Source organism: Pandoraea morbifera (assembly GCF_902459575.1).
Classification (GTDB): domain Bacteria; phylum Pseudomonadota; class Gammaproteobacteria; order Burkholderiales; family Burkholderiaceae; genus Pandoraea; species Pandoraea morbifera.
Window position 1 is genome coordinate 1 of the sequence record NZ_CABPSD010000002.1, and the last position, 21390, is coordinate 21390.

Sequence of the window (21390 nt, forward strand, 5' to 3'; positions counted from 1 at the left end):
ACAAGTTAATTACTTAACTTACCTATTACTATGTGAGCCTCAATAAATTTAAAGCTAATCTGCCGAAGCAGACGCACTATTCATCGAGTGCCCACACTTATCGGTTGTTCAATTTTTAAAGATCAATCGCATCGCACTTCGCTTCGTCGCCAACTTACCGCGCCGTCGCTTCGTTTTCTGCGTCGCTGCATCAGCAGCAGAGAAGTGAGATTATGTCGCAGCTTCTCGTCGTCGTCAACAGTTTTTTTCGCTTTCTTCGCTCGCCGCCGTAGCGACTCGCCTGCTCGAAAACCACCAACCACCTGGCTTTTCAGCCCGTCGCCCCAACCGCTTCGCCGCTTGCGCTGCGTCGCCATCGTTGCGAGAGACGAGATATTAGTCACGTTCGCCCAACCGCGCAACCCTTTTGTGAAACTATTTTTACGGGGCTGCGTTTCCGACGGCTTCGGCCCAGCCTCTCCATCAGCCGTCGGCAACGGGATGCCATGAACGCCTGCGGCACCGGTGATCATCGAATCGCGACGCCGTCCGCGGCGACCTAATATATAGAGAGAACCCAAAGGGGGTGACATCGCGACCGGCAAAACGCATCCCGACGTTCAGCGCTGCGTCCCCCACTTCACGCATCAGAGGCTGCCAGCCCCACCGAATCCCGCGCGGCGACGGCAACACCTCAGGCTGGCTCGCGACGATGCCGTCCGATTCCTCCGTGATACAGCGCCGGGGACGTCATGCCAAGTTTGTGGGCCATGATGACGAGATCGGCGAACGAGCGCGCTTCCATCTTGCGCATCGCATTGCCGCGGTGAATCTTCACTGTGACTTCGCTGATCCCGAGCTCGTCGGCGATGTGCTTGTTCATCCGCCCGGCCGCCACGAGCGCCATCACCTCGCGCTCCCGTTGCGAGAGTCGCTGCGCGCGCTCGGCAACATCACCACTGACCTTCTCGATCGCCAGCCGCTGACGGTCTCGCGCCAGGCCCGCCCCGACTGCGTCGAGCAATCCGGCCTCAGTCAGCGGTGGCGTGAGAAAGTCGACCGCCCCGGCCTTCATGCCCGACACACTCATCGTCACGTCCGCATGACTGGCGACGAGTACCACCGGAATCGGATCGCGCAATGCCGCGAGCTCGTGCTGGAATGCCAGCCCGCCGCCAGGCACATCGAGGTCTGCCGACAGCACCAGACAGGCCGGACCTGCGGCGCGCACATGCGCCAGGAACGCAGCCGCGCTCTCGAAGCCCAGTATCGCCAGGCCCGCCGACGCGAGTTGCGCGCACAGCGTATCGTTGCGCGTCCGGTCGCTATCAACGACATAGACGCTCGGGGTATCGCAGTCCGGAAGCCGGTTCATGCAGGTCGGCAGAGTCAAAAGGAATGCTGCTGAGTATACGTCAGTCACGTGTCTCTCAAACGAATCAAAAAGCACGAACGTGCTACCGATTTCGGTGGATAGCCGGCCGCGAAGCCCCGTCGGCAAAGGCGCCGGTCGTGCTAATACGAAGAGACGATGGAAGCAGTCACATCGGCGGCATACGCTCTCGGATGGTCGTGTGCGGTGCCGTTACGACCCATCCCAGCCTTCCCTCCGGAGTCTTCCATGTCGAATCCCAAGCTCGAAGTCCTTACCCCCCAGAACTGCCAGCTCATCTTCATCGACCATCAACCGCAGATGGCATTCGGTGTTCAGTCGATGGATCGCCAGGCGCTCAAGAACAACACCGTCGGTCTGGCCAAGGCCGCCCGCATCTTCAATATTCCGACGACGATCACCACGGTGGAAACCGAATCGTTTTCGGGTTTCACGTACCCCGAACTGCTCGACGTCTTCCCGAACCAGAAGCTGCTCGAGCGCACCTCGATGAACTCGTGGGACGACCAGAAAGTGCGCGACGCGCTCGCCGCCAACGGTCGCAAGAAGGTGGTGGTCTCGGGCCTGTGGACCGAAGTGTGCAACACGACCTTCGCGCTGTGCGCGATGCTCGAGGGGGGCTACGAGATCTACATGGTGGCCGACGCCTCGGGAGGCACCTCGCGTGAAGCCCACGACTACGCCATGCAGCGCATGGTCCAGGCCGGCGTGGTGCCTGTGACGTGGCAGCAGGTCCTGCTTGAGTGGCAGCGCGACTGGGCGCATCGCGACACGTACGATGCCGTGATGAAGCTCGTGAAGGAGCACTCCGGTGCGTATGGCATGGGCGTGGACTATGCCTATACGATGGTGCACAAGGCGCCGCAACGCACCGAAACGCCGCACGAAGCCATCGCCGCGGTTCCCGCTCGCTGACAGGAGTCCAGCCATGCCCGCCCCCACGCCCGATCTCATTCTGGTCAACGGCAAGTTCTCCACGCTCGACCGTGCCAATCCGCAGGCCGACGCCGTCGCCATTGCCGGCGGCACGTTCACCGCGGTCGGCACGCGCGAAGACGTGATGCGACTGGCCAGCGCCGATACGCCGATCATCGACCTGCAGGGCCGCCGCGTCATCCCCGGCCTGATCGACAGCCACATGCACATCATTCGCGGTGGCCTCAACTACAACATGGAGTTGCGCTGGGACGGCGTACGCTCGCTGGCCGACGCCATGCGCATGTTGAAGGATCAGGTCGACCGGACGCCGGCGCCGCAATGGGTCCGCGTGGTGGGCGGCTTTACCGAACATCAGTTCGTCGAGAAGCGCCTGCCGACCATCGACGAACTGAACGCCGTCGCGCCGGACACGCCGGTGTTCATCCTCCACCTGTACGACCGTGCGATCCTCAACGGCGCGGCGCTGCGCACGGTGGGCTATACCAAAGACACGCCCAACCCGCCGGGCGGGGAGATCGTCCGGGATGCGTCGGGCAACCCGACCGGGCTGCTGCTTGCCAAGCCCAACGCGACCATTCTTTACGCCACGCTCGCCAAGGGTCCGAAGCTGCCGCCTGAGTACCAGAAGAACTCCACGCGTCACTTCATGCGCGAAGTCAACCGACTTGGCGTGACCGGCGTCATCGACGCGGGCGGCGGATTCCAGAACTACCCTGAGGATTACGAGATCATCGAGGCCCTTCACCGGGAAGATCAGTTGACGGTGCGTCTCGCGTACAACCTTTTCACGCAGAAGCCCAAGGCGGAGCTCGCCGACTTCAGCAGTTGGGTGAAGCAGGTGAGCCCGGGCCAGGGGGACGACCTGTACCGTCACAACGGTGCGGGCGAGATGCTGGTGTACACCGCGGCGGACTTCGAGGATTTCCGCGTGGAGCGTCCCGAAATGCCGCCGTCGATGGAAGACGATCTGGAGCCGGTGGTACGCCTGCTCGCGGAGAATCGCTGGCCATGGCGCCTGCATGCGACCTACGACGAGACCATCTCGCGCGCGCTGGACGTCTACGAGAAGGTTGCGAAAGACGTGCCATTCGACGGCCTGCACTGGTTCTTCGATCACGCCGAGACGATCAGCGATCGCAACATTGACCGGATCGCGGCGCTTGGCGGCGGGATCGCCGTGCAGCATCGCATGGCATACCAGGGCGAATACTTCGTGGAGCGTTACGGCGCACGGGCGGCCGAGGCAACGCCGCCGATCCGCCGCATGCTCGAGCGGGGCGTGAAGGTGGGCGCGGGCACGGATGCCACGCGCGTCGCCTCGTACAACCCATGGGTATCGCTCTACTGGCTGGTCACGGGAAAGACGGTCGGGGGATTGCGCATGTACGCGCCGCACAACCTGCTCGATCGCGACGAGGCACTGCGCCTCTGGACCGAGGCCAACACGTGGTTTTCGTCGGAAGTGGGCAAGAAGGGGCAGATCAAGATCGGGCAACTGGCCGATCTCGCCGTGCTCTCGGCCGACTACTTCAGCGTTCCCGAAGACGATATCCAGGACATCACGTCGGTGCTCACGTTGCTGGGTGGCAAGGTCGTGTACGGCGATGGCGACTTCAGCCGTCATGCGCCCGCACTCCCCCCGGCGATGCCGGACTGGTCGCCGGCGCGGCACGGCGTGGGCTATCAGCCGCGCGGACCGCAAGTGCTCAACGTCAGCGTGAGTTGTGCCTGCGCGAGTTCATGCGGCGTGCACGGTCATGCGCATGCGAGCGCCTGGGGCGCCAACGTACCGGCGTCGGACGAGAGCGGCTTCTGGGGCGCGCTCGGCTGCTCCTGCTGGGCCTTCTGAATCCCCGACGTCATCCGAGGTGCGCCATGGCCACATTGCAGCCGTCGTCCGATCCGTCGCCGCCCGTGTCGCGCGGCGCCCTTTCGCTGCCGGGCTGGGTCAGCTGGCTGGCGCTGTTGCTGCTGTGCAGCGCCTATTTACAGGGAGGCATCGACAAGGCGCTGGACTTTCACGGCGCCATCGCCGAGATGCGGCACTTCGGCCTGTCGCCTGCCGCGCCGATGGCGGTCGCGGTCATCGTGCTCGAGATCGGTGCGTCGCTGATGATCCTGACAGGCAAAGGGCGATGGCTGGGTGCGTTGGCGCTGGCGGCCTTCACGCTGGCGGCGACGTTCCTTGCCAATCGCTTCTGGGACGCCCCGCCCGAGGCGCGCCAGATGATTGCCAACGGATTCTTCGAGCACCTCGGATTGGTCGGCGGCTTCATCGCCGTGGCCTGGTACGACCTCGGCGCCCACGCTTCGCGGAGATCCTGATGAAGCTCTATCTCGTTTCGCTCGCCGTCGGCATTCTCGTCGGCGTCATATACGGCGGACTCGGCGTGCGCTCTCCGGCGCCCCCTGCCGTCGCGTTGATCGGCCTGCTCGGCATGCTCATCGGCGAGCAGGTGGTGCCGCCGGTGAAGCGTTTGCTCGCCGGCGAGCCGGTCAATCTCGTGTGGTTCCACCGCGAATGCGTGCCGAAGATCACCGGCCTGCCTGCGCCCGTGGCGAAGACGTCGACGCAAGACGGCAAATCGGAAACGCCGCAGGCTTGACGCCGCGGTGTTTCCGAACAGTGCCGCGGGCCGAGGTCGCGGCGTCAAAGCGCGATGGAAGACCGCCTGGTGGCCGCCTGGTGCATGTTTAACGCCCGATTGGCGGTCGATCGATGGTGCATGGACGCCGGGTCAACGACCGATCTCGTACTCCCGCAGCAGGCGGCGAACACGCGCGCGGTCGACCTCCGGGATGCGGTCCATGCCCACATACGGCCAGAACTCCTCGACGGCCGCTCGACCTTCCACGCCATCGGCGAGCAGACAGCCGAGCGCGTCCGCGCGCCTGCGCTCCGGCAACAGATCGAGCGACAGCACCAGAGCGTCCATCACGCGCTGCTTCCGGCTGCCCTTGAAAAACCGTTCGCCCACGTCGTGGACGAAGCGCGACCACATGCCGGAGGGCGAGCCGTTGCCGACGGCTGCGCTCCACTGATCGCGCAGGACGCTGTCGTGCCGTAACGGCTCTCTGAAGAAGGCGAAGTCGCCGGCGGGTCCGCGATCGGCCGGCGCCTGCGGTTGCCAGGCCAATACGTCGGGCGACGCCGGCACGGCGCGGGTCATCGTTGACGAGAGAGGCTGCATCATCGATCTCCTTGGGTGATGAGTCATGGGAGATGGCATCCTGCCAGCCCGGTGCCGCGCCGCTTTGCCGACGCGGCCGTGGACTTCCTTTTCCGGCGACACACCGATTTCCCGGCGTCTCGCACAGGCAACATCTGCGGCGCATAGGACTTTAGTCCAATGCGCCGCCCCGATCCGATCGCTAGCATACCTACCGAAGTACATGTTTTGGCCGCGCGCCGGAACGGGGCACCCCATCCCCGCCTCCCTGAATCCGTTCGACGGATCAGCGCCCGCCCAATGCCCGGGGCCGTACCGTCGTTGACGCGGTTCATACGTCAATCATGCGCGAGACCGGCAACTTTGCTCTGCTTCGCGCGACTTGCAAGGAGACTCGGATGGAAACGGGAAAGCAGAAGACAAAAGACGCGGGATCGAAAGCCGTCGAGAGCACCATCAAAGACCTGAATGCACAGGAAATCGCTCAGGTGAGCGGTGGCGCAGGCAATCGGAAGACGACCATTGCGGGCACCAACGTCCCGGGCGCGGCACCGGTCGCCAACAAAGCGAACTTTTACGCGCGCTGAACGCCCCGACCGACGTCGCAGCTCAACTACTTGGAGATCAACGAAATGGCCCTCAAAACGGACGACACCTCGAAAACCACCGCCCCCACGCAGCCGACCGAGCTCTCATCGGAGGAAATCGCTCAGGTGAGCGGTGGCGTGGGCAGTTTACGTACAAATATGAAGTCGGCGGCACTGCAAACCACTCTGGGCCGAGCGATGAAGAGCGTTCCGAGCGGCCCGGGCCCGACGTTCTGACAGACGTGAAGCGCAGTCGCTCGGGTCGTACGCAAGCGAGAGGGCTTGCCCTCGCGCTTGCCCCTGAGACACCTGTGCGTGCCCGCCGCCACTCATCGTGCCCCTGTTCCGTGAAGAAGCGCTGTCTGCGCAAAAGACGACTTCGCTTGGCGAGATCGTCCTCATCCAGCCGCTCTCGATGCGTCTGCTCACGGGGGTGCTCACGTCGTTCACCACGGCGGTCATCCTCTTTCTGATATTTGGCAGCTACACGCAGCGCACCACCGTACGCGGTCAGCTGGTGCCGGAGCATGGCCTCATCAAGCTGTATGTCCCCGACGCGGGCATCGTTGTCGAGCGTCGGGTGCGCGACGAACAACGGGTAAAGGCGGGTGACATCCTCTTCGTGATTTCCGGCGAACGCCAAAGCGCCCTGGGAGCCACGCAGGCGGCGATCAGCGAGCAAGTTCTTCACCGCGACGCGAGTCTTCGCGACGCGCGGGAGAAGACCCGCGCCATGCAGGCCGGTGAACGGGCGAGCCTGGAAGCTGACGTACGCGGCCTGCGCGGGCAAGCCGGCGCGCTCGACGAGCAGATCTCAGGCCAACGCGAGCGCGTGGCGCTCGCGGAGCAGACCGCCGCGCGATATCGCGGGTTGGTCGGACAAGGCTACATCTCTCAGGAGCAGGCCGATCAGAAGCGTGCCGACGCCCTCGACCAACGCGGTCAGTTGCAGACTCTCACCCGCGAGCGCCTTCGCATCGGCGCCGAGCTGACAGGGCAAACGAACACCCTCGCCGAGCTGTCCCTGAAACAACAAAAGCAAATCGCGGCCATCGATCGAGAACTGTCGGAGAACGCCGAGGCGCTGAGCCGCAGCGAGGCCAGGCGTCGCACCGAGATCACAGCGCCTCGGGCTGGCATCGTTACCGCCATGGTGGCAGACGTCGGTCAGGCCGTGGACGCCCGTCGCCCGCTGGCCGCCCTCGTGCCGGCGGGCACGCGTCTTCAGGCCGAGCTCTATGCCCCGAGCCGGTCGATCGGGACAGTTCGGCGCGGCGACCGGGTCCTGCTGCGCTATCCGGCTTATCCATACGAGCGGTGGGGCCAGCAGCCCGGTGTGGTGGACATGGTGGCCCGCACGGCAATGCCGGCCGATCAACTGGGCGACGCCGTAGGCGCGAGAGTCGACGGCGGCGGCGAGCCACTGTACCGCGTCACCGTGTCGTTCGACGCCACACCCACATCGCCGCTGGGCCAACCGTGGGAGCTGCGCCCGGGCATGCAGGTCGAGGCCGACCTGCTTCGGCAGCGCCGCCGTCTCTATCAATGGGCGTTCGATCCCGTCCAAAGCCTGTCGGGGAAACTGTAATGATGCCGGATCGTCTTGCACTGAGTTTTCGACAGCGCATGCCGCTCATGCTGCAGACCGAGGCGGCCGAATGCGGTCTCGCCTGTCTGGGCATGATTGCCGGTTATCACGGGCACGAGACCGATCTTGCCACGCTGCGCGGGCGCTTTCCTGTCTCGCTCAAGGGACTGACGCTGGGCGCCCTGGTACAGCTGGCGGCGCGCATGGAGCTGGCCTCGCGTCCCGTCAAGCTCGACATCGACGCCCTGTCGAAACTGCGTCTGCCGTGCATACTGCATTGGGAATTCAATCACTTCGTGGTGTTGCGCGAAGTCGGTAGCCGCACGGTCACGCTCTTCGATCCGGCCATGGGCATCCGGGCATGCTCCCTCGACGAAGTCTCGAAGCGCTTCACCGGGGTGGCACTCGAGTTGTGGCCGACAGCGCAGTTCTCGCCGCTGCGCGAGCGCCGGCCCGTGCGCTTGCAGCGCCTGATCGGACGGATCACCGGACTTGGCGCGTCGGTGGCGCACGTGGTCGTGCTGGCACTGGGACTCGAAGTGTTGATGGTGCTGCAGCCCTTTCTGATGCAATGGGTCATCGATCACGCGCTGCCGAGCGCGGATCGCGACCTGCTGACAACGCTGGCGGTTGGCTTCGCGCTACTGCTACTGATGCAGCAGGTCACCAGCGCGGCGCGTGGGTGGGTGCTGATGTTCCTCGGCACCACGCTCAATCTTCAATGGCGCAGCAATGTCTTCATGCACTTGCTGCGACTTCCGGTCACCTACTTCGAGAAGCGGCATCTTGGCGACGTGGTGTCGCGATTTGGCGCCATCGACGCCATTCAGCGCACGCTGACGACCTCGTTTCTCGAGGCGATGCTCGACGGCATGGTGATGTCGATCACGCTCGCCATGATGTTCGCCTTCAGCGCTCCGCTCGCGTGGGTTGCGCTCGGCGCCATGGGGCTCTACGCCTTCGGACGTTGGTTGTGGTTCGTGCCGCTGCGCGACGCCACCGAGGCCCAGATCGTTCACGCCGCCAAGCAGCAGACACACTTTCTCGAGACGGTGCGCGGCGTGAAGACCATCAAGCTGTTTCGGCAACAGGACGAACGGCGCTCGCGCTGGCTCACGTTGCTCGTCAATCAGATCAATGCCGACCTGACGATCCAGAAAATGACGCTCGGTTACCGGGCGCTGAGCGGCGTGCTGTTCGGCCTCGAGACGATCGCCATCGTCTGGCTCGGGGCGCGACTCGTGCTGGACGGCGCGTTCACCGTCGGCGCATTGATCGCGTTCATGGCCTACAGGCAGATGTTCGACACGCGCGTGAGCGCGTTGCTCGACAAGTGGGTCGACGTGAAGATGATGCAGTTGCAGGGGGAGCGGTTGGCCGACATCGTGCTGCATGCCCCGGAGCCGGCCTCGGCGGCGACCTGGCGCGACGCCGCCGAACTGAGCGACACGCCGGCCGTGCCTGCGATCGAGGTGCGCAACCTTCGGTTTCGGTACAGCGAACATGAGCCCTTCGTGCTCGACGGTGTGAATTTCCGTATCGAGGGCGGGGAGTCCGTGGCCATCACCGGGGCGTCCGGGGGCGGCAAATCCACATTGATTAACGTCATGCTGGGGATGCTTGCGCCGACCGAAGGCGAGGTATTGCTCGATGGCGTGCCCGTCGGACATGTGGGACTGGACACACTGCGCCTGATGGCCGGAACCGTCTTGCAGGACGACACGCTGTTTGCCGGCTCCATCGCGGAGAACATCAGCTTTTTCGATCCGCATGCCGATATGGCCTGGGTGGGCGAGTGCGCGCGAATGGCGGCGATTCACGACGACGTCGCCGCCATGCCAATGGGATACAACACGCTTGTCGGCGACATGGGCACGGTGCTCTCCGGCGGGCAGAAGCAGCGTGTACTGCTCGCCCGTGCGCTGTACAAGCGACCGCGCCTGCTGTTCCTCGACGAGGCGACGAGCCACCTCGACGTCGGCCGCGAGCGGGAAGTCAACGACGCCATCGCCGGGCTGTCCATCACGCGGGTGATCGTCGCACATCGACAGGAAACGGTCTTGAGCGCCTCGCGAGAACTGATACTCGCCGGCGGCCGTATCGTTCGCGATACCAGGCATGCCGTGAGCACGACATGTGCCGAGGGTGCAATCGCCCCCCCTGCGAACACGGCTTCGGCATGAGACGGAGGCTTCGCACCGGCACCGGGACGGAACGCGGCCCTTCGTATTACGGCGTGCGTGGCGGACGGTGCCCGCTGGTGGCCGCGGCGTTCACGCTCCTGCCAGGGCTAGCGTTCGCCTGGGGATGGAACGACCCGCTGCACGCCATGGCGCCGCCGCCCCCGCCCCCGCCGCCGCCGACGTTCGAGGTCCGAGCCGGCACACCGCCGGCATCACATTCGCAGATCGACGTGCCGAATATTCCATCGCGCCCACCCGCAACCGGGACGCCGCTCACGCTCGAGGATGTCGTCGTGATGGCGCTGGCCAGCGATCCGCGCACCCGCCATTCGTGGGCGGAAGTCCGTGCCCGACAAGCGCGGCTCGGTGTAGCACGAAGCGCCTATCTTCCTTCCGTGAACGCCACCGGCAGCCTTGCACGCGTCGATCAACGCGTGACGTACGACGATTCGCCGGAATTCAACTCGTCGCTAAACAGTCGCAGCACGGACATCGCGCTGAACCTGACGTGGGTGCTCTACGACTTCGGCCAGCGATCGGCCGCGGTCGCGCGCGACCAGGCGCTGGTCGATGCGGCCATTTCTTCGCGAGATTCCCGGTGGCAGACCGTGTTTCTCGACGCCGTGCGGGCGTACTACGACGCGCAGGCGCGACGCGGTGTGCTGCGCTCCGCGCGCGAGGCGGAGCGAATCGCCAGGGAAAGTTTCGATGCCGCATCCGCGAGACTCGACGCCGGCGTGGGCGCTCGCGCGGACAAGCTTCAGGCGCAGACCACGTGGTCGCGCATGCGACTGGCGACACGCCAGGCCGACAGCGCGGCGCGTCTGGCGCTTGGCGAGCTGGCGCTGGTCATCGGTTTGCCTGCGGACACTGATCTCACACTCAGCGCCCTGCCGCCGGCACGCGCGACACAGCGTGACGACCTGCCGCCCATCGGGCCGATGCTTGATCAGGCACTCGCACAGCATCCCGATATAGCGGCAGCCCAGGCCGAACTCGATGCCGCCCGCGCGCACGTCGATGTCGTGCGTCGCCAGGGGCGCCCGACAGTTTCATTCGTGGCGTGGGCAGACCGAGGGGACACACCGATCACGCAGGTCACAACGCGCCAGGTCATCAACAACCGGAGCGTCGGCGTGCAGATCACGATCCCGCTCTTCGAAGGATTTTCACGTGAGTACCGGGTCGCAGATGCGCTGGCGGAAGTCGAGAAACGCGCGCAGACACTGCACCTGGTCAGACGACGTATCGCTGCGGACGTATGGCGCCATTACGAAGTGCTCTCGTCCAGCATGCAGACGTTGCGCCTGTCAGACAGCCTCCTCGCGAGCGCGCGCGAAACGACCGATGTCGCCCTGGGAAGATACAAGGCGGGCGTCGGCACATTCCTCGAATTGCTGACAGCACAGAACGAGCTGACAGACGCCGAACAGCAACACATTGCCGCCTACATCGCGTGGCAGACTGCGCGCCTGCAACTCGCAGCCGATATCGGCCGCCTGACGGTCGACGACGCACGGCCCTAAGCGCCCCGTAGGGATTGCGCGAGACTCGCGCTGCCGGGCGCGTCAGTCACGCGCCGACGTGCGCCCCAGCCCCGTGACCGCCTGCAGGATCGCCACACGCGCCTGACCGAGGATCTGTCCCTGCCATACCGGGTCGTCGAAGCAGAACGCCTGTCGCAACGCGTTTCGTATCGACGACGCCTTTGCTGCCGGCGCTTCCGGGTGCTGCTTCAACCAGGCGTCGGCGCGCAGCATGTGCAGCATGTCGATGAGTGGCACCGTGCCGTACTCGATGGCCATGGCAGTAATCTGAGCGTCCGGTCGCGCGCTGCGCAGGGTATCGAGCAAAGGGCCCCCGACATTCGACGCCACCGTCGTGCCGTCCACGGGACTGGCCAGGTCGGCGCCCCACCACGCGCGGGCGCGGGACAGTTCCTCGGCGTCCAGGGCGCCCACGCAGATCTTCTCGCCGTGTCCCGGCGGCCCGAGACCGGTGTGGAAGTCGATCCATCCGATCGCGTCGCAGTGCTTCGCGTGCGTCTCGATGAGCGTGCGCATCAGACGTGTGCTCCACACGGGGCTTCGCCCGCCGTAGAACAGACCGTCGGCAAAGTCGTACTGCCCAACCGTCAGCGCGCGCTGATAGGCCGCTTCCCCGTGCGTGGCAATGTAGTCCGAGATCGCCCGCGCGTTGTCGTCGTCGGGCGGCCAGGTCGGGGGCACCAGCAGCGCGTGCAGGTCGGCGTACGCGTCGTTGACCGGAAGCGGTTGCGAGAAGTCGATGCTGTTGCGGTTCAGGTCGACGTTGTCCTCGTTGGTGCGCGACAGCCACGAAAAGCCGTACGGATTGATGGCATGTACCACGAGGATGGCCACGTTCCCCGCGTCGAGACGCGACTTCAGACCTTCGTCGCCCAGCAGCGCGATCTGCGCAGCGCTGCCGCAGAAGCCCTCTACGCCGTGCGTGCCTGAGGTCAGGATCAGCATTCGCCGGGCGTGCGCCGGTCCCAGTCGAACAACGTCGGTCGCCAGCGCTTCGCCTTCACGGCCGGTAATGCCGGGGATGATATGGCTCGTCACCTCGGCGCCGGCCGTACGGGCCGCCGTCGCGAAGCGCTCGCGCGCCTGACGATAGCTCTCCGAAAACACGGCGTTGGTCATCGCGCGTCGCCCGAGAGGAAAGCCTCGGTCAGCCGTACCCAATACGTCGACCCCAGGGTGAGCACCTCGTCGTTGAAGTCGTAGCTCGTGTTGTGGAGCATGCAGGGGCCGAGTCCGTGACCATGCGCCCGATGGTCGCCGGTGCCATTGCCGATGTAGGCGTAGCACCCGGGGCGCTCCAGCAGGAAGAACGAGAAGTCTTCCGCGCCCATCGTCGGATCGATCGGGTCGACGACGTGATCTCGTCCCACGATCTCTCTCATGACGTTCGTCGCGAACTGCGTTTCGGCGGCAGTGTTGACCGTCGGCGGGTAATTGCGGGTGAACGAGAACTCGACCGTGCACCCATAGGCGGCGGCGGTGGACTCGCAGAACCCGCGCATGCGCGTCTCGACGAGATCGAGCACGTCGAGCGAGAAAGTGCGCACGGTGCCTGCCAGCGTGGCGGTGTTCGGGATGACGTTGATCGCCTCGCCCGCCTGCATCTGGGTGATGGAGAGCACGGCGGCGTCGATCGGGCGCTTGTTGCGCGTCATGATGCTTTGCAGGCCGGTGCCGATCTGCATGGCGGTGAGGACCGGGTCGATGCCGTTGTGCGGCATGGCGGCGTGTGCGCCGGTGCCTTTGACGACGATGCGGAATTCGTTGCTCGACGCCTGCGTTGCGCCGACACGGGCCCCGAAGCTGCCGGCGGCGAGTCCTGGCCAGTTGTGCAGGGCGAACACGGCGTCGACCGGAAATTTTTCGAACAGACCGTCGTCGAGCATGGCTTTGGCGCCGCCCCCGCCCTCCTCCGCGGGCTGGAAGATGAAGACGACGGTGCCGTCGAACGTGCGGTGTTGGGCCAGATGCTGAGCGGCGCCGAGCAGCATGGCGGTATGACCGTCATGGCCGCAGGCATGCATCTTCCCTGCGAACTTCGACGCGTGTTCGAACGTGTTGAGCTCCTGAATCGGCAGCGCGTCCATGTCGGCGCGCAGACCGATGACCTTCTTCCCGGAGCCGTTGCGCAGCACGCCTACGACGCCCGTCTTCCCCAGTCCTCGCGTGACTTCGATGCCCCACGATTCGAGCAGTTTCGCCACGATATCCGACGTGCGGGCTTCCTCGTAGCGGAGTTCCGGGTGGGCATGAATGTCGCGTCGGATGGCTTGCAGTTCGGCCGAGCGTTCGGCGATTTCGGGAATGATGGACATGGATTGCGTCTCTTGATGGGTGCCCCGGGGGCGATGCCGCGACGTGGACGTCGACGATCACGCCATTGGACGAGGGGCGGGTTGGGGAGGTGTTGGTCGGGCGCGTCGGCGCGATGGCGCCGACGGTCCTGGAAAGCAGCGTGCTACGGAATTACAGCAGCGGCTGGCGCGAGCGGTCCTGAAGCATCAGGATCGTGATCAACCCCACGGCGGCGCCGAACAGGCCGTAGTAGACCACCGCGAGCTTGTCGCCCGTCCATCCGATCAGCAGCGTGGCGATGGCCCCGGCGAAGCCGCCGAAGATCATGACGGCGAAGTTGTAGCCGATGGCCATGGAGGTGGCGCGGACCCGCGAGGGGAAGAGTTCACACACGAACGCGCAATAGGAGCCCTGGAAGAGACCGAGCGAGAGCATCAGGCAGCATTGCACGAAGATGAGCATCGGCAGCGTGGGCACGTGGCTCACTGCAAGGAACAGCGGATAGGCGATGACCAGGCTGATGAGCGCGGAGGCGGTCATCGGCTTCTTGCGGCCGATGGCGTCGGAGATGCGACCTGAGGCGAACGTGCCGACGATGTACGCGACGGCGGCGCACAGCGACGCGATCACGCTGCTCTTGAAGGGGATGCCCAGCGACTTCGTGGCATAGCTCGGCATGTAGTAGTAGAAGATATACGTTCCGATGGTGCCGTACACCGTGAGGCCGAAACCGGCGATCACCTGGCGCCAGTGCACCGTAATCGATTCGAGGAACGGGGAGCGCTTTTCGGCGGGCTTGTGACGGGCGTCCTGAAACACGGGCGACTCTTCCAGACGCGAGCGGACGTAGAGGCCGACCGGGACGATCAGCAGACCGATGACGAACGGGATGCGCCAGCCGTACGCGTCGATCTGCTCGGGCGTGAGCGTCTGGGTGATGCCGACCGAGACGATGGCGCCGAGGAGCATGCTGCACGCCTGCGCGATCATCTGGAAGCTGCCGTATACGCCGCGACGCTCGACCGGCGCGTGTTCCACGAGGAATGCGGTGGCGCTGCCGACTTCGCCGCCTGCGGAGAAGCCCTGAAGGAATCGACCGATGAGCATGAGCACCGGCGCGGCCATGCCGATTTGCGCGTAGGTGGGGGCGAACGCGATCACGGCAACGCCGAGGGCCATGACGGAGATGGTCACGAGCAGCGCGGCCTTCCGGCCGTGCCTGTCGGCGTAGGCGCCGAGGACGATGCCGCCCAGCGGACGCGTCAGGAAGCCGACACCGAAGGTCGTCCATGCGGCGAGCAGTGCGGCCGTAGGGTTATCGCTGGGGAAGAATTGGCGGGCGATATTGGCGGCAAAGAACGTGAAGACGGTGAAATCGAACCATTCGAGCGCATTGCCGATGGTCGACACGGCGATGACGCCGACATCGATGCGCTTTCCCGATCGCTCGGGGATCGCGGGGTTTGCGGCGCTGTCGCGCCCGACCGAAACTTCCATGGGGATACTCCTCTTCTGTGAAGTACTTTGGGTGTTCGTGGCAAGCCGACCGCACTCGCTTCGCCCCATTCTGCTTGTGCCAAAAAACCAATAAAAGCTAGAATTTGTGATCCGTCATCGCAATTTTTCTGATGAATCGAGGACGAGAATTCGGGATGAATACGAGGCGGAGCGGGGCCATGTGGGGAGCCGATGGCGAGCCGACGGTGGGCGCGCGGTGAGTGCCTGGCGTGTCTTTCGGCGAGGGAGCTGCCTTTGCGATGCACGTGGACGGCGCGGCGGAGGCGGGCGTCGGTGGTGAGTGTCGAGCGATAACGGTGAGCGGTGAGTCATTCATGAGCAATCTTCGATTTATGAGGACGTTTGCGGCGGTCGCGAGATATGGATCGTTCGCTTCGGCAGCCGAACATCTGGCGATGACGCAATCGGCGGTAAGTATGCAAATGCGGGCGTTGGAGGAGGAGTTTGACCATCCCCTGTTCGATCGCGTGGGACGCTCGGTGGCGCTCAACGCCATGGGACGGGTTTTGCTGCCGCATGCAGAGAAGCTGCTGGCGCAGTATCAGACGATGCGCGCGTTGGCGGCCGGCATCGAATCGACGGCGGGCCCGGTGACGATTGGCGCGGTGGAATCGGCGGTCAGTGCGCTGGCACCGGCCGTGTCGTTGATCAAGCAGGCACAACCTCGCCTGGAGATCCTGATTCAGACGGCGCGCTCGATTGAACTGACGGCCATGCTGGACGCCGGGGAGATCGATTGCGCGGTGCTGGTCGAGCCATCGGGACGGCGTCCGGCCGGCGTGCGATGGACGCCGTTGTACAGGGAGCCGTTGGTACTGCTGGCGTCGTCGGCGTTGAAGACGGTATCGGTGACGAAGTTGCTGGAGACGGAACGGTTTCTCCGGTTCGACCGGTCACAGCGCACGGGAGCGTTGATCGATCGCGCGGTGCGACGTCAACACGTGAAGGTCAGTGATTTCCTGGAGTTGTCGTCGATCGAGGGAATCGTGGCATTGGTGCGGCAACGCGTCGGCGTGGCCGTCGTTCCCATGCTGCGCAGCGCGACTTGGGCACAGGAAGATTCGCTACGTGTGATCCCGCTGCCCGGCGTCACGGAGCAACGAAGCATCGGACTGTTGGAACGCACACGCCACGACAAAAGCGGAATCACCGCGACGATCGCGCAACAGGTGATGGCGCAGGGGTGAATGCGTGTGGGGTTTCGCGGCAAGGTGTGGTTACTATCCCGGCCGCAATCCGTGCAGGCATACGAAGCGGCGGGATTTATATCTTCAGCATCTGACTGCACTTCGTGTTTAGCGGGGGAGCGGGTCATTGCATAGGCAGATTAGCCTCGGACTTTAACGCCTGGCGCTACTGAAGTCGGGGTGACGTCGGTCCAATACGAATATCAATGCAACCTTTCTCATATTTGACCGACGCTCCCATCGGAAGGGCAAGGAATGCAATGATTTCGGGACGAGCAATCGCGATCTCGAAGAGTGAGTAATGCTTACCTCCGCTTGGCTCTGGCCCCTTGAACAGCCAGCCCGAATCGGCAGCGGTATCGCCAGCCTCTCGATCCATGTAGAAGCTATCGCTATCGAGGAAATCAGCTGATACGATTCCGGACAGATTCAACGCCGGAAATTCAGGCTCAACACCCAATTGAGCGCAAACCTCTCTCTGAAGCATCAGATGACGAATAGTCATGCTCCCACCCTTAACCCAGGTGATCGGTATCGAGTCGAAACTAGGCTCCCATACGTCCAAATCTCCCGACGAATTTTTGCGCAACATCACTAGCATCCAGCCAATCTGCACTAGTTGCTTGTCGCTGAAAGCCGCTCCGTCGGCGACCTCGTTCTCGAAGTAGGAGAGAATCCACTCGAAGCCAACGCCCAACTCGGGCGCTACCGCCACACTGATGTTCGGGTGGCCGAATCGCTGGCGCAAGTTTGTACGGTACTCAATCATCCTAGTGCCTTCATCCGAGAGATTTGATGCGATCCGTGATGTGCGTACTGATAACTTCGGCTTGACGCGTACCATCCCGAATATAACCGGGCTCAATAGCTCGTCCCCTGTACGTCACTCTGGAACGGACCCTACACTGTCACCGTACTAAACGCGGGGTGCAGGTCAAAGAACTTCAAATTCGTGATCACGCCGACCAAGTGACGAGGGAGAAAGTAATGACCAGCCAGGTAGAGCGCCTAGAGAAGATTCTAGGAGGAAAGCTTGAGAGGCAAGACGCGCGGATGATTCCGGGGACTGTTGCTGTAGACGGTACGGAGTTTGCCTATTTTGCTGACGATGGTAAGAACAAGTTCCGAAAACAGTTTAGAAACATTACGGAGTTCACTAATCCCCCGAATGCTAAGTACGGGGGAGTTATCGAGCGAGGTTGCAAGATCACTTTGCCCAGTGGTCAGCTGTTTCACGCAATTGCCTATCATGGTGACCTTGATGGCTGGCGGATGGACATCGAAGTTGGTGCGCAGGCGTTGCACCTTTTACTAGGTCGGATCAAGGGCGATAATTTCGCTGTTTCAGACGGTCGCTTATATCCGTTGAGTGAGTGCACGATCGAGTTTGATTGACGTGACCTGACGGATATTTTCGTACCACTGGCGTCTAGAGAATCACGGCCCCAGTGTTTGAACCACATTCGCTGACCCGACGGAATTCGGCGGGGGTTAGGTACTGCAAACTCGAATGCGGGCGCACCTCGTTGTAGTGCGTGCGCCAGTCCTCGATCACGATTCTCGCCTCGATCCGGTTGCGAAACCACTCCATCGCCAAACACTCATCACGGAATTTTCCGTTGAAGCTCTCGTTGGTGCCGTTCTGCCAAGGCTTGCCTGGATCAATCAGTGCTGTCTCGATCCGCTCCTGGGCGGCCCATTTCAACAACGCTGTACTGACAAACTCCGGCCCGTTGTCTGACCGAAGATAGCGCGGTGCGCCGTGCAGGCTGATCAATCGACTGAGTACCTCAATAACTCGACGTGAGCGAATCGATCCCGCCACATCGATCGCCAGGCATTCCCGCGTATATTCGTCGACCACCGTCAGGCATTTGACTTGCTGACCGTTTGCACAGGCATCGAATACGAAGTCATAACACCATACCGAGTTTCGAGCTGCCGGCGCATGGGGTCTTGGTCGACTGCCAGCCACGCGACGTCTACGCCGCTTCTTCGGCACTTGCAGGCCCGCCTGCGCCCAAAGCGAGGCACATCGATCACGGCCGACGACAATACCTTCTCGGCCCAGCAGCACTCGGATGCGACGCGAACCGAAGCGCGGGAATTGCGCCGACAAAGTTCGCATTGCCTCGATCACCGGTGCATTTTTGCCGGGCATCTTTGGTGTGTAGCCTAAGCTTGATCGACTGATCTGCATAAGCGCACACGCTCGCCGGTGGCTCAAGCCCCGTTCGATTGCGAACCGGACTTGCTCGCAGCGAGCCTGCACGCTCACCACTTTTTTGCGCCGATCTCCTTCAAGACCTGAATATCCAGTGCTTGGTCCGCGACCAGCTTCTTCAGCCTGACATTCTCTGCTTCGAGCGCTTTGAGGCGTCTGACGTCATCACTGACCATCTCGCCGAAGCGCTTTCGCCAAGCGTAAATCGACGCCTCGCTCACGCCGTGGCGCTTGGCCACCTCGGGGATCGTATCTCGATCCGCTTCACGCAGAATTCGCACGATCTGCTCGTCACTGTACCGGCTCTTCTTCATACCAACTCCTCATCTGAGCTGAGGCGCCATTATCCCTAGATCTGATTGGTACGAAATTTTCAGGACAGGTCACGTATCGCTGTGATGTGCTGGGTGCTCGAAGTTACGCGCGGCGGTTTCTACCAGTGGCTGAACAAAACAATGTCCGATCGCGCCATCGAAGATCAATGCCTGCTCGGCCTGATCCATGATTCTTATGTGGCCAGCGGTGGTATCTATGGTGCCCGTCGGGTGTTCGGCGATCTTCGCGAAGCCGGTGAGACTTGCGGCCAGCATCGTGTTGAACGAATCATGCAGGCCAACAGGATCCAGGCTATTCGTGGCTACGAGGCTCCGCGCCGTATTGCCGGGCGCCCTTCGATCATCGCTCCGAACCGGCTCAATCGCCAATTCACCGTCGATTGCCCCGATCGAGCGCGGGTCACCGATATCACCGACTTGCGCACTTGGCAGGGGTGGCTCTACCTGGCCGTGGTCATCGACCTGCACTCGCGCAAAGTGGTGGATTGGTCGATGAAGCCCACGCTCGCTCGCGAACTGATTCTCGACGCGTTGCTAATGGCGATCTGGCGACGCAAGCCGTCAGGGTCTGTCATCGTACATTCAGATCAGGGCTGGCAATATGGCAGCGATGACTGGCGACGATTCTGTCGCTTGCACTCACTTGAGCCAAGCATGAGCCGGCGCAGAATTTGTTGGGATAACGCGGTTGCCGAGTCCTTCTTCAGCAGTCTGAAAAAGGAACGCGTGCGAAAACGCGTCTACAAAACCCGTGACCTGGCGCGCGCCGACATCTTCGATTACATCGAAGTCTTTTACAATCGCGCCCGCCGTCATACCCATCTGAGCGGCATCAGTCCCGAGGCCTTTGAACGTGCCTTGGCGTGAGGCTGGAAAGTGTCTTAATTCCGGCAGCAGTCCATGTGGGCTGCCCCTTCAAAGAACGACAGCCTACCGTCAAGCATGGCATGAGCCAGCTCGACCACTCTTCGGCGCTCCGCCATCTCGCTTTCCTTCATTGCTTGCTGCCAACTATTTTAACGGGATCGATTTTGGTTTGTAGTGGTCAACCCATCCCGAACACTGCCCCTCTCTGCCGCAAACTAAATACGACCGACTCCAGCGTGGAAGGCATGAAGCTTCCCCACTACACGCTCGAAGGTCGCCTCGGCATCGGGGTCAGCATCGTGATAGCGATCCCAGAAGTCGCTACCAAAATCATCCGGATTTAATCTGTAATAGCCGCGACCGTGATCCATCATCGACCAGCCCGCTGGAATGCGCGGATCGACAATATCGAAGAAATTCATGTCGAACAAGGCCGGACCTCCGTCCGAATATGGCTGACCGTGCGGAGTACTTTTAGTATCCGCATCTGTGCAAATACATACCTGTGTTGCATATGGAGCTGGTCGGAACACAACACCGAGCACAACATACGCCCTTCCGAGGGTCACGTGCGGATCACGCCCCTCTCCTTTATACCCTCGTTCCCGAGCATACCGGATCATCATGGCACAACCGTCCCTTTCCCCTTGAAATCAGGCGTGATGTCCTCGATCTTTCCTGTCACCGAGTTCCTGTAATAGTGAGTTTGCAGCGACTACCCGTTTGGCATGGACACCGATTGCGTCGTGTATTTTCCCCAGTCGACGATATTTGATCCATCGCTCGTCAGCACTTTTACTACCGATTGTTTCACGCACCGATGACCGATGAGTTGCCCGACTGCTGATCGACGTATGGCTCGCAGTAGCTTTCCTTGTAGCCACCCGCCGTCATACAGCCCGAGTACTTTTCGAGCTTGCCGTAGTTCTCGTGCACCTGAACCGGCGGTGGCAGCGTGTTGGTGATGCCACCTGCGACGTTAAGCGTCAGGTTGTTGCCTGCAAGGATGTTGCCTGACGTATTGATCAGCTAATCGGCCGTCGTCGTGCCCGTCGCGGACGAGCGAGTACTCCTTAATCTTGAATCAACTGATCGTCACGCCACACGTCTTCATACTGCTCCGTTACAAGAAAGCGCCATCCCGGAGGTAGTCCCAGATAAGGCCATACCAGTGGAGCCCACGCATGCAAGTGGGACACGTGCAGAGGCACAAAAAAATCTGGCGCATCAGAAAACTCGAGTCCAGCCCATATGTACCAACCGCAGGTATCGCCTGCAGGGGAAATACGCAACCCGTTCAATGGACGGACGCCGTCTCTGACATTTTGAGAAATGCCGACCTTGAGGTTTGGGTCACAGGAAAAGTAATCCGCGCCGAAACGCCTACAGACTGATCGTTGTATATCCTGCATATCCGCCTTCATCACTTGAATCCAAAGAACTCCCACATCGCCTTACCAAATGCTCCTAACGCCCGCCTTGGCTTGCCGAGCAAGACGTCGGATGGTCCAGATTTTTCATTGCAGATCATTCCCATGAAATCACTAATTCTTTATAAAGCCTTAATTGAACATCAGA

Annotated in this window: 23 protein-coding genes; 12 read left to right on the top strand and 11 right to left on the bottom strand. The window is 62.4% G+C overall.

What is annotated here, in order from left to right; translation table 11 throughout:
- Positions 1 to 122 precede the first annotated feature (122 nt).
- Complete coding sequence (locus PMO31116_RS03460; RefSeq protein WP_150565519.1) at positions 123 to 512, bottom strand: hypothetical protein; 390 nt, start codon at positions 510 to 512, stop codon at positions 123 to 125.
- Between the two features lie 161 nt (positions 513 to 673).
- On the bottom strand, positions 674 to 1354 hold the full coding sequence (locus PMO31116_RS03465) for a response regulator transcription factor (protein WP_150565520.1): 681 nt from the start codon (positions 1352 to 1354) through the stop codon (positions 674 to 676).
- Between the two features lie 246 nt (positions 1355 to 1600).
- Between PMO31116_RS03465 and PMO31116_RS03470 the strand changes: the two genes are divergently transcribed.
- The 4 genes from PMO31116_RS03470 to PMO31116_RS03485 are packed head-to-tail and all read left to right on the top strand — an operon-like array spanning position 1601 to position 4917.
- Positions 1601 to 2287: a hydrolase gene (locus tag PMO31116_RS03470; protein WP_023597352.1), complete on the top strand. Its 687-nt coding sequence runs from the start codon at positions 1601 to 1603 to the stop codon at positions 2285 to 2287.
- A 13-nt stretch (positions 2288 to 2300) separates the two neighbouring features.
- Positions 2301 to 4160, top strand: a complete 1860-nt coding sequence (locus PMO31116_RS03475) for an amidohydrolase (RefSeq protein ID WP_150565521.1) — start codon at positions 2301 to 2303, stop codon at positions 4158 to 4160.
- A gap of 26 nt (positions 4161 to 4186) precedes the next feature.
- Positions 4187 to 4636, top strand: coding sequence for a DoxX family protein (locus PMO31116_RS03480; protein ID WP_150565522.1), 450 nt, complete (start codon positions 4187 to 4189; stop codon positions 4634 to 4636).
- Positions 4636 to 4917 carry a XapX domain-containing protein gene (locus PMO31116_RS03485; protein ID WP_145863058.1) on the top strand — a complete coding sequence of 94 codons (282 nt, stop codon included), beginning with the start codon at positions 4636 to 4638 and terminating at the stop codon, positions 4915 to 4917. Before PMO31116_RS03480 ends, PMO31116_RS03485 begins: the two co-directional genes overlap by 1 nt.
- A 132-nt stretch (positions 4918 to 5049) precedes the next feature.
- Here the strand turns inward: PMO31116_RS03485 and PMO31116_RS03490 are convergent, their stop codons facing one another.
- Entirely contained in the window at positions 5050 to 5502 is a 453-nt protein-coding gene (locus tag PMO31116_RS03490; protein WP_150565523.1) for a hypothetical protein, read from the bottom strand.
- Positions 5503 to 5879: 377 nt separating this feature from the next.
- Here PMO31116_RS03490 and PMO31116_RS03495 point away from each other — a divergent pair, with 377 nt between their 5' ends.
- The 5 genes from PMO31116_RS03495 to PMO31116_RS03515 all read left to right on the top strand — a co-directional run bounded on the left by PMO31116_RS03495 (position 5880) and on the right by PMO31116_RS03515 (position 11365).
- Positions 5880 to 6068 (top strand): hypothetical protein, encoded by a 189-nt coding sequence (locus PMO31116_RS03495; protein ID WP_150565524.1) that lies wholly within the window; start codon positions 5880 to 5882, stop codon positions 6066 to 6068.
- Between the two features lie 45 nt (positions 6069 to 6113).
- Entirely contained in the window at positions 6114 to 6305 is a 192-nt protein-coding gene (locus tag PMO31116_RS03500) for a hypothetical protein (RefSeq protein WP_150565525.1), read from the top strand.
- 97 nt (positions 6306 to 6402) lie between these two features.
- On the top strand, positions 6403 to 7656 hold the full coding sequence (locus PMO31116_RS03505) for an HlyD family secretion protein (RefSeq protein WP_246185136.1): 1254 nt from the start codon (positions 6403 to 6405) through the stop codon (positions 7654 to 7656).
- Positions 7657 to 7658: 2 nt separating this feature from the next.
- A complete protein-coding gene (locus PMO31116_RS03510) occupies positions 7659 to 9839 on the top strand; it encodes a peptidase domain-containing ABC transporter (RefSeq protein WP_150565916.1) in 2181 nt (726 codons plus the stop codon).
- On the top strand, positions 9836 to 11365 hold the full coding sequence (locus PMO31116_RS03515) for a TolC family protein (RefSeq protein WP_174970825.1): 1530 nt from the start codon (positions 9836 to 9838) through the stop codon (positions 11363 to 11365). The genes PMO31116_RS03510 and PMO31116_RS03515 overlap by 4 nt, the downstream gene beginning before the upstream one ends.
- 42 nt (positions 11366 to 11407) lie before the next feature.
- Here the strand turns inward: PMO31116_RS03515 and PMO31116_RS03520 are convergent, their stop codons facing one another.
- From PMO31116_RS03520 to PMO31116_RS03530, 3 genes are all read right to left on the bottom strand, one after another.
- Positions 11408 to 12505, bottom strand: a complete 1098-nt coding sequence (locus PMO31116_RS03520) for a M14 family metallopeptidase (RefSeq protein ID WP_150565527.1) — start codon at positions 12503 to 12505, stop codon at positions 11408 to 11410.
- A complete protein-coding gene (locus PMO31116_RS03525) occupies positions 12502 to 13701 on the bottom strand; it encodes a M20 aminoacylase family protein (protein WP_150565528.1) in 1200 nt (399 codons plus the stop codon). The genes PMO31116_RS03520 and PMO31116_RS03525 overlap by 4 nt, the downstream gene beginning before the upstream one ends.
- A gap of 151 nt (positions 13702 to 13852) precedes the next feature.
- A complete protein-coding gene (locus tag PMO31116_RS03530; protein WP_025249731.1) occupies positions 13853 to 15178 on the bottom strand; it encodes an MFS transporter in 1326 nt (441 codons plus the stop codon).
- A 353-nt stretch (positions 15179 to 15531) separates the two neighbouring features.
- On the opposite strand from PMO31116_RS03530, the gene PMO31116_RS03535 reads away from it, so the two are divergent.
- Positions 15532 to 16386 (top strand): LysR family transcriptional regulator, encoded by an 855-nt coding sequence (locus PMO31116_RS03535; RefSeq protein WP_246185155.1) that lies wholly within the window; start codon positions 15532 to 15534, stop codon positions 16384 to 16386.
- Positions 16387 to 16552: 166 nt separating this feature from the next.
- On the opposite strand, the gene PMO31116_RS03540 is transcribed toward PMO31116_RS03535, so the two are convergent.
- Positions 16553 to 17155 carry an immunity protein Imm33 domain-containing protein gene (locus PMO31116_RS03540; protein WP_150565530.1) on the bottom strand — a complete coding sequence of 201 codons (603 nt, stop codon included), beginning with the start codon at positions 17153 to 17155 and terminating at the stop codon, positions 16553 to 16555.
- A 218-nt stretch (positions 17156 to 17373) separates the two neighbouring features.
- Between PMO31116_RS03540 and PMO31116_RS03545 the strand changes: the two genes are divergently transcribed.
- The gene (locus tag PMO31116_RS03545; protein WP_150565531.1) at positions 17374 to 17781 is read left to right on the top strand and encodes a hypothetical protein; all 408 of its coding nucleotides are present in this window, start codon (positions 17374 to 17376) and stop codon (positions 17779 to 17781) included.
- Positions 17782 to 17815: 34 nt separating this feature from the next.
- Here PMO31116_RS03545 and PMO31116_RS03550 read toward each other — a convergent pair.
- Positions 17816 to 18924, bottom strand: a protein-coding gene (locus tag PMO31116_RS03550; RefSeq protein ID WP_150565532.1) for an IS3 family transposase whose coding sequence is annotated in 2 segments (ribosomal slippage) — positions 17816 to 18675 and positions 18675 to 18924 — 1110 coding nt in all. Because the reading frame shifts where the segments join, the coding sequence is not laid out codon by codon here.
- Positions 18925 to 18969: 45 nt separating this feature from the next.
- Between PMO31116_RS03550 and PMO31116_RS03555 the strand changes: the two genes are divergently transcribed.
- The gene (locus PMO31116_RS03555) at positions 18970 to 19812 is read left to right on the top strand and encodes an IS3 family transposase (protein ID WP_281350089.1); all 843 of its coding nucleotides are present in this window, start codon (positions 18970 to 18972) and stop codon (positions 19810 to 19812) included.
- Positions 19813 to 20027: 215 nt separating this feature from the next.
- Here the strand turns inward: PMO31116_RS03555 and PMO31116_RS03565 are convergent, their stop codons facing one another.
- The 3 genes from PMO31116_RS03565 to PMO31116_RS24395 form a co-directional block, all read right to left on the bottom strand.
- Positions 20028 to 20243: a hypothetical protein gene (locus PMO31116_RS03565; protein ID WP_150565533.1), complete on the bottom strand. Its 216-nt coding sequence runs from the start codon at positions 20241 to 20243 to the stop codon at positions 20028 to 20030.
- 379 nt (positions 20244 to 20622) lie between these two features.
- Positions 20623 to 20748, bottom strand: a complete 126-nt coding sequence (locus PMO31116_RS24515; protein ID WP_281350090.1) for a hypothetical protein — start codon at positions 20746 to 20748, stop codon at positions 20623 to 20625.
- 137 nt (positions 20749 to 20885) lie between these two features.
- Positions 20886 to 21236, bottom strand: a complete 351-nt coding sequence (locus PMO31116_RS24395; protein ID WP_425494758.1) for an immunity protein Imm33 domain-containing protein — start codon at positions 21234 to 21236, stop codon at positions 20886 to 20888.
- Positions 21237 to 21390: the final 154 nt, after the last annotated feature.